The sequence below is a fragment of the Kitasatospora sp. NPDC056273 genome (assembly GCF_042268845.1).
Lineage (GTDB): Bacteria > Actinomycetota > Actinomycetes > Streptomycetales > Streptomycetaceae > Kitasatospora.
In genome coordinates this window covers 72,574-83,940 of record NZ_JBHJSJ010000040.1, presented here as the reverse complement: position 1 = coordinate 83,940, position 11,367 = coordinate 72,574, and the positions used below count along the sequence as shown (strand labels likewise).

Below are 11,367 nucleotides of genomic sequence, written 5' to 3'. Positions count from 1 at the left end.
GGCGTTCAGACCGTTGGCAGTCTGAAAATCACCCGTCACGCCCCTCTCCGCGGCCACCCCCTGCGCCACCCCCTCCCGCAGCGCGTCCCTCTCGCTAGAGGGGAGGGGCGGGTGGGTGGGGGTGGTGGAGGGGGCCCTGGTGCGGGAGTGGGTGGGCGCGCCCGCTGGGGGTGGGGGTGCGGGGGTGTCAGGCGGCGTGGGCGGCTTGGAGCCAGTTGGTGAACTCGCAGGCGAAGTGCCACTGGTGGCCGGTGGGGAGGAGGTCGGGGGCGGCTTCGGGGAACTGGACGGTGAGGCGGATGCGGAGGCCGTCGGGGGTGTCGGCGAACTCGTGCATGACGTGGAGGACTTCGGTGCCGTCGGCGAGGGTGCCGGTGCCGCCGATGCGGACGGGGAAGGTGGCGTTGCCGGGGGTGTCGTGGAAGTGGAGGAAGAAGCGGGTCGGGGTGGTGCCGAGGGTTTCGATGATCTCGACCCGGTCGCCGGTGGAGTCGGCGAGGTAGTGCTCGGGGTTGGCGGCGAGGAGGGCGGTGCGGTCGCCGGAGTGGAGGCGGGTCTGCCACCAGGTGAGGAAGGTCCGGGCGTCGATGCCGGTGGCGGTGAGTTCGGTGACGGCGGTGCGCCAGTGGCCGGCGGAGGCCTGGGCCCAGGTGGTCAGGGCGGTGTCGGCGGCGGTGGTGTCGGGGGTGAGGAGTTCGCGGGTGCGGGTGTCGCCGAGGCGCTGCTTGAGGAGGTGCAGGGCGGCGCGGGCGCGGTCGAGTTCCCAGGCGAGGACGGCCTCGCGGGGGTGGGGGGTGCCGTCGATCTCGGTGCGGATGGTGAGGCTGGTCGGCATGGTGGTGCTCCTCCGAGAGAGGCGGAGAGTTTTTCTCCGCTTCTGGTGACGCTAGCATAGGGGGAGAGATTTTCTCCGGTTAGGGAGTTGTGGATGAGGGCCGACGCGGAACGCAGCCGGCGCAGGATCCTGGACGCCGCCTGCGAGGTGTTCCTGGAGCGGGGCCCGGACGCCCCGTTGGACGCGGTGGTGCGGCGGGCCGGGGTCGGCCCGGGCACGCTCTACCGGCGCTTCCCGGACCGAGAGGCGCTGGTCCGCGCGCTGGTCACCGACCTGCTGGCCCGGCTCGGCGAGGCCGCGCAGGAGGCGCGGCGCGTCGAGGCGGACCCCTGGCAGGCGCTGCGCCGCTTCGTGCACGCCGCCGCCGATCTGCGGATGGGGGCGGCGATCGTGGTGCTGCTGGAGCGCCTGGTGGTGGACGAGGAGCTGCTGGCGGTCCGGCGGGGCACCGTGGAGGCCGTCGAGGATCTGCTGCGCGCCGCGCGGGAGGCCGGGCGGCTGCGCCCCGACGTCGGGATGGGGGACCTGGTGCTGCTCTGCGTCCGGGTGTCCCGTCCGCTGCCGGGCGCCCTGGCGGCGCTGGACGCGGACGGCTCGCTGGTCCACCGGCACCTGGACCTCGCGCTGGCCGGCCTGGCCGCCACGACGGACGGCCCGCTGGGGCGGGCGCTCGGTTTCGACGAGGTGATCGCCGCGGCGGGGCGCCCGGGGGAGACGATGGCGGAGTGAACAGGACGGACGAGGACGGGCTGGTACGGGCGTGGCGGGCGGCCGAGCGGGAGCCGGGGGCGGTGCTGCTGGACGGCTTCCACGCGCTGAAGCACGCGCTGCGGTTCGGCGGCGAGGTGCGGCGGGTGCTGACCGCGGACCGGGGCGCGCTGCTGGCGCTGGCGGGTGAGTTGGCGCCGGACGTCGTTCCGGCGCTGGAGGGGCTCGCGGTGGAGCTGCCGGAGGCGGCGCTGCGGGGGCTGGTGCCGCGGCTGCACCCGACCGGGGTGGTCGCGCTGGCGGCGCGGCCCGGGGTCGAGGCGAACCGGGCGGTGCTGGGCTGGCTGCCGCGCCGGGCGCCGGTGGTGCTGTTGGAGAACCCGCGCAACCTGGGGAACGTCGGGGCGGTGATCCGGCTCGCGGCGGGCTTCGGCGCCACCGGGGTGGTGACCACCGGGGACCTGGATCCGTGGCACCCGAACGTGCTGCGGGGGAGCGCCGGGCTGCACTTCGCGACCGCGGTGGAGCGGCTGGCCCTGCCGGAGCTGCCGGACGGGCCGCTGTACGTGCTGGACCCGGAGGGCGCGGACATCCGGGACGTGCCGTTCCCGGACGACGCGCTGCTCGCCTTCGGGACGGAGCGGCACGGTGTGTCGGCGGAACTCAAGGACCGCGCCGACCGGTTGGTGGCGGTGCCGATGCGGCCCGGGGTGTCCAGCTTCAACCTGGCGACCAGCGTCGGGATGGGCCTGTTCCACTGGATGTCGGGGAAGCGCTGAGGCGCGGCGCCCGGGTGGGCACCGCGCCTCGGAGGGGGCGTCAGGAGAAGAGCCGGCGCCAGGTGTCGGGGCCCGGGTAGCCGTCGGCCTCGCTGCCGCGCCAGCCCTGGGCCTGCTGGAAGGCCTGGACGGCCCGGCGGTCGCTCTCCGTCCAGCGCGGTCCCGGGCCGACGCTGTACGAGCCGCCGAAGCCCTTGCGGACCAGCTGCTCGCCGAGCTGCCGGATGTGGTCGTTGCTCTGGCCCGGCCCGAAGTACTGCGCGCCGGGGAAGGCGGAGCCCCCGGTGACGGGCGGCGGCGGAGGCGGCAGCGGGGTGCCTCCCCCGCCGCCGATGTCGCGGCCCTTGCCGTTGACCAGGTAGTCCCAGGTGTCCTTGCCGGGGATGCCGTCGGCCTCGGCGCCGCGCCAGCCCTGGGCCTGTTGGAAGGCCTGGGTGGCCTTGCGGTCGGCCTCGCCCCAGCGCGGGCCGGGGCCCTCGGAGTAGAACCCGGCGCCGCCGCGCTGCACCAGCAGCTGGCCGAGCCTGGTGACGGACGCGTTGTTGGCGCCGGGGCCGAACTTGTCGGCCCCGGGGAAAGCGGTGGAGGAGGTGCCGCCGCCGTCGTTGCTGCCGGAGGACAGGCCGGTGTAGCGGTACGGGACGTAGGAGCCGGAGTTGTTCCAGTACGCGTACGGGGTGGAGCGCTTCTTGGCGGAGGGGCCGGTCTGCTCGTAGGCGACGTACTTGGTGCGGGAGGAGTCGGCCCAGCCGCCGAAGATCGTGACGTGCGAGCCGGCCTGGGGGTTGGCCGGGTTGTTGTAGATGAGGACGTCGCCGGGCTGGAGGTCGTTCTTGCCGATCCGCTCGGCGAAGTTGGGCAGTGTCCAGGTGGTCTGACTGCTGCCCAGGCCCCAGGCCATCGAGACGAAGCCGGAGCAGTCCTGGCGGTAGCCGTCCGACCAGTAGCGGCTCATGCTGTACGGCACGCCCTGGTCGACCCAGGTCTGGGCGCGCTGGATGATCTGGGCCCGGGTGAGCGGAGCCGCGGCGGCGCGCGGCGCGGCGAAGGTACGGGCGCCGGGGGCCTGGCCGTAGAGGCCGCTGACCTCGCCCTGGGGGGTCTGGGACTGGCTGCTGCTGTTGCCGCCCGGGGTGGGGCCGGGTGCGGGGGCCGCGGTGGCGGTGCCGGCGGCGGCCGCTCCGCCGCCCAGCGCGGTGCCCACGGCGGCCATCAGGACGGCGGCCCGGCGGCGGACGCTGCGGGCGGAGGCGTGTCCGCCCTCGTGGACGGGCGCGGCGTGCAGCCGTGCTCGTCGGCGGGCGTTGCAGCCCCCGCATATGCAGTCCTCCGCCGGTTCGACGTCGTCGAACTCGATGAGCGGGGACAGGGGGTCGGTCAGGGTCATGCTCCGCCTCTTTCCCGGACTATTCCGCGTGTTATCCGGACCAAAGTCCCAAAGCGGGCGCGATGAGTCACGGTGGGTTAGGCCGAACGGGTGAGACCCGTTCGGCTCCCGGGCGTGGCGTGGGTCGGGCGGAGGGTCTAGGCGAAGTGAGGCGGGGTCAGCGCGGGATGGCGGGCGAGTACTCCGGGTCGGTCCAGGTCAGCGGGGTGGCGTCGGCCAGTTCGAGCACGCCGGTGACGGTCAGTTCGACCATCCGCTCGGCGCCCGGGACGCCCTGCCGGGCCTCCTCGGACCAGTCGGTGCGGGCCTCGCCGGTGACGAGCAGCGCCCCGCCGGTCTCCCAGTCGGGCAGCAGCAGGCCGGCCCGCGGGTCCAGCTCCAGGTTCCCGAGCGTCAGGAACATGCTGTTGCCCGGGTACTCGGGCCAGCGCAGCCGGTCCGGCGCCACCGGCTCCAGGAAGCCGGGGAAGCCGCCGCGGTGGGAGGCGTCCACGCTGCCGTCCGGGCCGGTGCTGGCGATGAAGAAGGTGTCCGCGGTGGCCGCCGCCAGCCGCTGGGCGGTGGTCAGCACCGGGCCGGCGGCGACCGTACGGGGCGGGCCGGCGGCCGGGCGGTCCGTCGGGGTGCGGCGCTGGATGTACTTCGGGCAGTTGGCGACCACCTCGTCGGCGTGCACCCGCAGCCCGCCCCGGCCGTCCGGGACGGAGCGGCCGTTGAGCCGCATCCGGCGCCGGCCGGCCGGGTCCAGCGCGATCGTGCCGACCCGGGCGGGGCCGGCCAGTGCCTCGGCGAGGGGGTCGGCCCCGGCCGGGAGGGCGGCGACGGCCATGGTGCGTTCGTCCGGGGCGGTGAGGAAGCCCGCCGGGCCGGCCAGCTGGGTGGCCCAGATCCGGCCGTCCCGGTCGGCGGCGCCGAGGACCAGCATCCGGCGCTCGGCCAGGAAGCGGGCGGCGACCGCCGGGACGGTGCGGCGGATCGACCGGCCGGCGTGGTCGGCCCGCTCGGTCCGGCCGGCCCGGGCCTGGGCGGCCCGCTCGCCGGGGTGGTACGGCGTGCTGGTGGTGGTCATGGCCGGGCCCGGTTCCTAGAAGAACCCGCAGGTCGGGGCGGTGGCGGTGGGGGCGGCGGCCGCGGTCCCGGCCACGCCGGTGCGGGTGTAGACCTCCAGCCGGATGCCGTCCGGGTCGGTGAAGAAGATGCCGCCGGAGGCCGAGCCCTCGCTGTGCGGGACGACGCCGTCGTAGGCGAACTCGGCGCCGAGTTCGCGCAGCAGCCGCTCGGTGGCGCGGACCTCGTCGAGGCTCTCGACCTCGAAGGAGAGGTGGTGCAGGCCGGGGTTGCCGGGGGCGAAGCGGCCCGCGCTCTGCTGCCAGAGCGTCACCACCAGGCGGCCGTCGCGGCCGAGGAAGGCGTAGCGGCGGTCGGAGTCGGTGCCCTCGGCGGTGACGTCGAGGCCGAACACGGCGCGGTAGAAGGCGATCGAGCGGGCCAGGTCGGTGACGTTCAGGCCCACGTGGCCGGTCTGCAAGGTGCGGAGCTGGGCGGTGCTGGACATGCCTGGTCACTCCCGGAGGCTTCGGCTGCCGGTGAGGCAGCTGCCTAACCGGTACTCACGAGAGTAGGAGTTAGGTGATGCAGCGTCAACCAGTGGAGGAGTCGGAAGGGTCAGGTCTTCGGGCGGGCATGCGAAAGACCCGCCGGACCGTGAGGTCCGGCGGGTCTCGAAGGAGCGGAAGGGCTACGCCCACTCCCAGCGGATGCCGATGTGGCCCGGCTGCTGGTCCGGGGCCAGGACGTGGGCGCTCGCCGAGGCGCCGATCCACAGCTGCTCGCGGCGGTGGTCGACGTCGGCCCCCGGCTCGCGGTCGTAGCGCTCGCAGTGCGCCGGGACGGCCGCCGGGTCGAAGTGCACCTGGAGCACGTACTCGCGCACCGGGGTGGCGAAGCGGCGGCTGTACTCCGTGGTCGGGCCGCCGGGCGGGATCTCCACCTCGTACTCGAAGACCGTGCTGTCGCCGAGGCCGAGCGGGCGGTCCAGCATCAGCTCGCCGACGATCAGCCCGGCCTCCGGGCGGCGGCGCACCCGGCCCAGCCGGCCGTGCCGCACCGCGGTGATCTCCGGGCAGCCGGCCGCCTCCTCGTCGGCCATGTGCACCACCAGGCAGCGGCCGACGCCGCCGACCGTGGCGCGCACCACCTGGCGCATCCGCAGCAGGTTGCCGCGCCGCTCGGCGTCCACGTAGTAGGAGTCGTGGATGCTCAGGCGCTCCAGTTCGCCGGCCGGCGGGGCGTTGAGCTCGGCGAAGATGTTGGCGATCTCCTGCTCGCCCGGCCAGACGTCCTCCAGCCCGAGGTGGCAGGTGTTGGCCGCGGCGGCCCAGCGGCCGCGCGGGCGCGGCGGGCCGAGCAGCGAGGAGAGCGCGCTGTGCGGCAGCCCGAGCAGCTCCTCCAGCAGGTGGACGGCGCGCAGCGAGCTGGCCCGCTCGGGCTGGCTGCGGCCGCGCCGCCAGTAACTCAGGGTCGTCACGCTGACCCTGACGCCGCGCCCGGCGAGGGCGGCGCGGATGCGGTCCAGGCTGAGGCCGCTGGCCTCGATCGCCAGGTGGAGGGTGTCCGCGAAGCCGCCGACCGGGGCGAGCCGGCCGGGGGGCGGTCCGGGGGTGGCGGGAGTCGGGCCGGGCGGCCCGGGCGGGCCCGGGCGCTCCGTGTGCGATCCGACCAGCCGCAGCCGCGCGGCGTCCTGAGGTTGCTGTGCGGCCATACGGTGACCCTCCCCACCAGGTGAGTTCGGCGGGACCGGGTCGGCGCCGGGGCGCGCCGCCAGCGGCTTCACCGAGCTTTGGGGAACCCTATGCACGGTCGAGAGGCTACGTCATCAGTCGTGCGTATGACAGTGGTCACGGCAGGTGGACCGAAGGGTTATCGATCTTGAAACAGTCCGGAAACACGGGCCGCTGACCGGGCCCCGGACGGGGCGGCGGACGGCTCCGGAAGGGCCCGGGACGGACACCGCCGGGGCGGGCCCTGACGGCTCCGCCCCGGCGGGGATCGGGTGGTGCGGTGGTGCGGCCGGTGGTCAGCCGACGTTCAGCGCGACGTCGTCGATCACGAAGCTGGTCTGCAGCGAGGAGTCCTCGGTGCCGGTGAACTTGACGGTCACGGTCTGGCCCGCGAAGGAGGTCAGGTCCAGGGTGCGCTGGACGTAGCCGGCGGCGGCGTCCACGTTGGAGTAGGTCGCCAGCGTGGTGCTGTTGGCCTGGACGGTCAGCTTGTCGTACGCGGTGGTGCCGGTCTCCGCGGTGTCGACGTGCAGCCAGAAGGTCAGCTTGGCGGAGGCGCAGCCGGCCGGGATCGAGACGGTCTGCGACAGGGTGTCGGTGTGGGCCGAGCCGTAGCCGTCCAGCCAGGCCTTCCAGCTGCCCGAGTGGGCGGCCTCGGAGGAGCTGTTGCTGACCACGCCGCTGGAGGCGGTCCACGGGGAGGCGGTGCCGCTCTCGAAGCCGCCGTTGGCGACCAGCTGGGCGGCGGTGCAGCCGCCGGACGGCGGGGTGGTGCCGCCGCCGAGCAGGGCGGTGGTCAGCGCGTCGGCGACCGGGGAGCCCCAGCCGGTGACCTGGTCGTAGCCGGCCTTGGCGGAGAAGTCCTGGTTGGCGCCGGTGGTCACGTCGTGGAAGGTGCTGCCGTAGCCGCTGCCGTTGGCCACCGAGTACAGCCGCGGGCTGGCCTCGCCGAGGACGGCCTGGCCGGCGGCCTTGGCCTTCTGGTTGAACTGGGCCGCGTAGCCGGACCAGAGCGGCGCGGCCGCGCTGGTACCGCCGTAGACCTGCCAGGCGCCGGCGGTGTAGATCGCGAAGCCGCTCTGCGGGTCGGCGTTGGAGGAGACGTCCGGGACGGTGCGCATGGTGCCGCTGACGCCGGTGCCGGTCTGCCAGCTCGGCTTGGCGAACACGGTGGAGACGCCGCCGCCGGCGGTGCTCCAGGCGCTCTCCGAGGAGTAGGCGTTGCCGCTGGAGACCTTGAGGTTGGTACCGCCGACGCCGGTCTGGTGCGGGCTGGACGCCGGGAAGTCGACCGCCTTCACGCCGGAGCCGCTGGTGGAGCGGGTGCAGTCGCGGGAGCCGTCGTCGCCGGAGGCGGAGAAGATCGAGATGCCCTGGGCGGCGGCCTGCTTGAAGGCGTTGTCGACCGCGGTCATCGAGGCGGCGGTGGTGTCCGGCTCGCAGGAGCCCCAGGAGATCGAGACCACCGAGACCCTGTTGTCGGTCACGATCTTGTTGGCCATGTCGATCTCGCCCTGGTCGCTGTTGGGCGCCTCGTAGACCAGCTGGGTGGCCTTGGGCGCCGCGCCGCGGACGATCTCGCTGTCCAGCTCGACCTCGCCCTGGCCCTGGCCGGGGGCGGAGTCGTAGTTGGCGCCGTCCACCGAGACGGTGGAGACGGCCGGGCCGGACAGGCCGTACTGGGAGTCGTAGGTGGTCAGGTTCGAGGACTGGTAGCCGTCGAACTCCCACAGCGCGACCGTGGTGCCGGTGCCGTCCGCGCCGGTCTTGTTGAGGTTGTACGCGCCGGTGTACTGGGCCGGGGCCATGCCGCTCGGGCTCGCGGTCGCCGTGTTCGGGGTGACCGAGTTCGGGGCGACCGAGTTCGGGGTGACCAGGCGGTTCTTGCGCACCGCGTGGTTGTCCAGGCCGCTGACGCCCTGGACCACGGAGGCCAGGTCGGACGGGATCGAGGCGGCCGCGTCGTTGGCGAAGAAGGCGCGCTGGAGCTGCGGGTCGAGGTACGCGCTCTCGTGCGTCCCGAAGGCCTGGGAGACCTGGGCGGCGGTGCCGCGGGCGTTGACCACCTGGCGGTTGGCGCTCACGTCGGAGACGGTCAGGCCCTGCTGGGCCAGGTACGTCCGGACCTGGTCGACGGCGGCCTGGGTCGGGCCGAACCGCGCGGTGAACTGCTCCGGCGTCAGGTAGTGGCCGTACTCCGGGGCGCCCGGGGTGGTGACGGCGGTCAGGAAGCGGTCCAGGGCGTCGGTGTCGCGCAGCTTCAGGCTGACGGACACCGAGATCTGCTGCGCGGCCGGGACGTCACCCTTCTTCTCCGAGTGGGCCACCGCCGGGTTCACGGTGTTCGGCAGGGCGACGCGCGGGGAGGCGTTGGGAGTGGCGGCCTGCGCGGTGGAGACACCGAGCGAGACGGCGGTCAGCGGCAGCACGGCTATCGCCGCGGCGAGGGCAAGGGAGCGGGGACGCAACGGATCCTCCTCCAGCCGGCTGTGGGGGGCCGGCAAGGGACCAGGCGTTCAGGGGGGTCGAGAACGCTGGCTCGAACATGACAGAACCCGTGTGCGAATTGGCTCATGGCCGGGCAATTCGTTGCTAAAAAACAGTCAACTGTGGAGGGCGCCCAACTCGGCGGTTCCATACAGTGAATGACCGTGGTTCCGGGGTCGGTCCAGACCAGTCCGGGCGGAAGGGGCGGACGTAGAATCGGACCGATCCGAGGGAGAGCGATGACTGACGTGCAGCCGGACCCGAGGGACCCGCGACCGCTGATCGGTGAGCCGCTCGCACTGGACCTGCTCAACACGCGCTGGGCCGGAACGCCCGTCAACGACCTGCTCGCCGAACCGGACGGCTACGCGATCTGGCTCTCCTCGGCCGGCCTCGCGGACCTCTGCCGGGCCGCCGGGTCGGGGCTCGCGGCCCTGCGGGAGACCCGTGAGGTGATCGCCGATGCCGTCCAGGAGCTGTGCGGGCAGGGGCAGTTGGGGCCGGAGGCGGTGGCCCGGCTGAACGGTGTGCTGGGCCACGGGCGGCTGCGCCGGGAGCTCGGCCCGCAGGGGCCGACCGCGCACGTCGAGGTGGACCGGTCCGAGTGGCTGGCCTCCTGGCTGGCGGCGGACGACTTCCTGGACCTGCTGGACCGGGGCGCCCAGCGGATCAAGCAGTGCGCGCACGAGGCGTGCGTCCTGTACTTCTTCGACACCTCGCAGAACGGCCGCCGGCGGTGGTGCCGGATGGCGGTGTGCGGGAACCGGGCGAAGGCGGCGCGGCACTATGTGAAGGCCCGGGGCTGAGCGGCCGGCGAACGACGGGCCGGGCGGGCGCGCGGGGGTCGCGGGCCCGCCCGGGGGTGGTCAGGCCGGGGCGCCGAGCCAGTCGGTGAGGGCGGCGCGCAGCTCGCCCTGGCCGGGGTCGACGGCGGCCCAGGCGACGTAGCCGTCCGGGCGGATCAGCAGGACGGTGTCGCGCAGCTTGCCGTGCGGGTCGGCGGGGGCGGCGGAGACCATGCGGTCGGCCCAGGGCTCGGCGGCGGCCAGCTCGTCATTGCTGACCAGGACGAACGTCCCGGCGCGCAGCGCCTCGTAGAGCCGCTCGGGCGCGGCCGGGGCGCCCTCGGCGGGCTTGCTCAGGGCGGTCAGCCGCAGGTCCGGGACGCGCTTGCCGACCTGCGGGTGGGCGTCCTTGGGCGCGGGGTAGGAGATGCCGATGCCGGAGACCAGCCGGGCGCCGCGCTCGGTGACCGGGTCGAGGTGGCCGCCCAGCGCGGTGAGCGCGCCGCGCAGGGCGCGGGTGGGGGCGGACTCGGCGAGGGCCAGCCGGATCAGCGCGCCGGAGGTGCGCAGCACCGTCTTGCCGACCGGGTGCCGCTCGGTCTGGTAGGTGTCCAGGAGGGCGTCGGTGGCGTGGCCCCGGAGCGCCGCGGCGAGCTTCCAGGAGAGGTTGGCGGCGTCCTGGAGGCCGGTGTTCATGCCCTGGCCGCCGGCCGGGGAGTGGCAGTGCGCGGCGTCGCCGGCCAGGAAGACCCGGCCGGAGCGGTAGTTGGGGGCCTGCCGCTCGTCGCTGTGGAAGGTGGAGCTCCAGCGCACCTCGTGCAGGCCGTAGTCCTCGCCGAGGATGGCCCGGACGAGGGCGGTGAGCTGCTCGGCGGAGGGGGTGGTGCCGTCCGGATAGCGCTCCTCGCGGTCCCAGGCGATGATCCGGAACCAGCCGTCGCCGAACGGGGCGATGAAGGCGAAGCCGGCCTGGTTGGCGCCGACGGTGATCGCCTGGGCGGGCTCGCGGTCCAGCCGGACGTCGGCCAGCACCACCGAGTCGACCACCGACTCCCCGGGGAACGGGATGCCCAGCAGGTCGCGGACGGTGGAGTGGACGCCGTCGGTGGCGACCGCGTACGCGGCGCGGTGGCTCTGCCCGTCCCGGGTCTCCAGGGTCACGCCCTCGGCGTCCTGGCGCAGCCCGGTGACCTCGGCGCCGCGCAGGACGGTCGCGCCGGCCTTCTCGGCGCGGTCCAGCAGCAGCCGTTCGACGTTGTACTGCGGGGTGATCAGCACGAACGGGAAGCGGGTGGGCAGTGCGGCGAGGTCGATGCCGAAGCGGTCGAACATCCTCAGCTCGGCGAGCGGGCGGCCGGTGGCGATCAGCTCCTCGGCCAGGCCCCGGGCGTCCAGCAGCTCCAGGCTGCGGGCGTGCACGGCGAAGGCCCGGGTGAGGTTGGACTCGGCGGCGCGCTTCTCCAGTACCGTGACGCCGACTCCGGCGGCGGCGAGGTCGCCGGCCAGCAGCAGTCCGGTCGGTCCGGCGCCGACGATCAGGACGTCGGTTTCGGTCGTCGGCTTCACGGCCATGTATCAGCTCCCGTTGTTCGGAGGGCGGTCGTAC

Annotated in this window: 10 protein-coding genes; 3 read left to right on the top strand and 7 right to left on the bottom strand. The window is 74.3% G+C overall.

All coding sequences use genetic code 11. The annotated features are described in order from the left end of the window. Positions 1-187: 187 nt before the first annotated feature. Entirely contained in the window at positions 188-835 is a 648-nt protein-coding gene (locus ACFCY1_RS29175; protein ID WP_375876547.1) for a hypothetical protein, read from the bottom strand. A gap of 93 nt (positions 836-928) precedes the next feature. On the opposite strand from ACFCY1_RS29175, the gene ACFCY1_RS29170 reads away from it, so the two are divergent. After that, the gene (locus ACFCY1_RS29170; protein ID WP_375876546.1) at positions 929-1,564 is read left to right on the top strand and encodes a TetR family transcriptional regulator; all 636 of its coding nucleotides are present in this window, start codon (positions 929-931) and stop codon (positions 1,562-1,564) included. After that, positions 1,561-2,322 (top strand): TrmH family RNA methyltransferase, encoded by a 762-nt coding sequence (locus ACFCY1_RS29165; RefSeq protein WP_375876545.1) that lies wholly within the window; start codon positions 1,561-1,563, stop codon positions 2,320-2,322. Before ACFCY1_RS29170 ends, ACFCY1_RS29165 begins: the two co-directional genes overlap by 4 nt. Positions 2,323-2,362: 40 nt before the next feature. On the opposite strand, the gene ACFCY1_RS29160 is transcribed toward ACFCY1_RS29165, so the two are convergent. From ACFCY1_RS29160 to ACFCY1_RS29140, 5 genes are all read right to left on the bottom strand, one after another. Further along, on the bottom strand, positions 2,363-3,709 hold the full coding sequence (locus ACFCY1_RS29160; RefSeq protein ID WP_107418707.1) for a peptidoglycan-binding protein: 1,347 nt from the start codon (positions 3,707-3,709) through the stop codon (positions 2,363-2,365). 157 nt (positions 3,710-3,866) lie between these two features. Continuing rightward, entirely contained in the window at positions 3,867-4,778 is a 912-nt protein-coding gene (locus ACFCY1_RS29155; protein ID WP_375876544.1) for a pyridoxamine 5'-phosphate oxidase family protein, read from the bottom strand. Between the two features lie 15 nt (positions 4,779-4,793). Beyond that, positions 4,794-5,264 carry a VOC family protein gene (locus ACFCY1_RS29150; protein ID WP_375876543.1) on the bottom strand — a complete coding sequence of 157 codons (471 nt, stop codon included), beginning with the start codon at positions 5,262-5,264 and terminating at the stop codon, positions 4,794-4,796. A gap of 183 nt (positions 5,265-5,447) precedes the next feature. Beyond that, complete coding sequence (locus tag ACFCY1_RS29145) at positions 5,448-6,470, bottom strand: hypothetical protein (protein ID WP_079272005.1); 1,023 nt, start codon at positions 6,468-6,470, stop codon at positions 5,448-5,450. A gap of 315 nt (positions 6,471-6,785) precedes the next feature. Then, on the bottom strand, positions 6,786-8,957 hold the full coding sequence (locus ACFCY1_RS29140; RefSeq protein WP_375876542.1) for a protease pro-enzyme activation domain-containing protein: 2,172 nt from the start codon (positions 8,955-8,957) through the stop codon (positions 6,786-6,788). 258 nt (positions 8,958-9,215) lie between these two features. Here ACFCY1_RS29140 and ACFCY1_RS29135 point away from each other — a divergent pair, with 258 nt between their 5' ends. Continuing rightward, a complete protein-coding gene (locus ACFCY1_RS29135; protein ID WP_375876541.1) occupies positions 9,216-9,782 on the top strand; it encodes a CGNR zinc finger domain-containing protein in 567 nt (188 codons plus the stop codon). A 60-nt stretch (positions 9,783-9,842) separates the two neighbouring features. Here the strand turns inward: ACFCY1_RS29135 and ACFCY1_RS29130 are convergent, their stop codons facing one another. Further along, a complete protein-coding gene (locus ACFCY1_RS29130; protein ID WP_049652814.1) occupies positions 9,843-11,333 on the bottom strand; it encodes an FAD-dependent monooxygenase in 1,491 nt (496 codons plus the stop codon). Between the last annotated feature and the right edge of the window lie 34 nt (positions 11,334-11,367).

Coding starts and splice junctions, on each gene's coding strand:
- ACFCY1_RS29145 (WP_079272005.1), bottom strand. CDS start 6,470: ATGGCCGCACAGCAACCTCAGGACGCCGCGCGGCTGCGGCTGGTCGGA.
- ACFCY1_RS29170 (WP_375876546.1), top strand. CDS start 929: ATGAGGGCCGACGCGGAACGCAGCCGGCGCAGGATCCTGGACGCCGCC.
- ACFCY1_RS29135 (WP_375876541.1), top strand. CDS start 9,216: ATGACTGACGTGCAGCCGGACCCGAGGGACCCGCGACCGCTGATCGGT.
- ACFCY1_RS29150 (WP_375876543.1), bottom strand. CDS start 5,264: ATGTCCAGCACCGCCCAGCTCCGCACCTTGCAGACCGGCCACGTGGGC.
- ACFCY1_RS29155 (WP_375876544.1), bottom strand. CDS start 4,778: ATGACCACCACCAGCACGCCGTACCACCCCGGCGAGCGGGCCGCCCAG.
- ACFCY1_RS29160 (WP_107418707.1), bottom strand. CDS start 3,709: ATGACCCTGACCGACCCCCTGTCCCCGCTCATCGAGTTCGACGACGTC.
- ACFCY1_RS29130 (WP_049652814.1), bottom strand. CDS start 11,333: ATGGCCGTGAAGCCGACGACCGAAACCGACGTCCTGATCGTCGGCGCC.
- ACFCY1_RS29175 (WP_375876547.1), bottom strand. CDS start 835: ATGCCGACCAGCCTCACCATCCGCACCGAGATCGACGGCACCCCCCAC.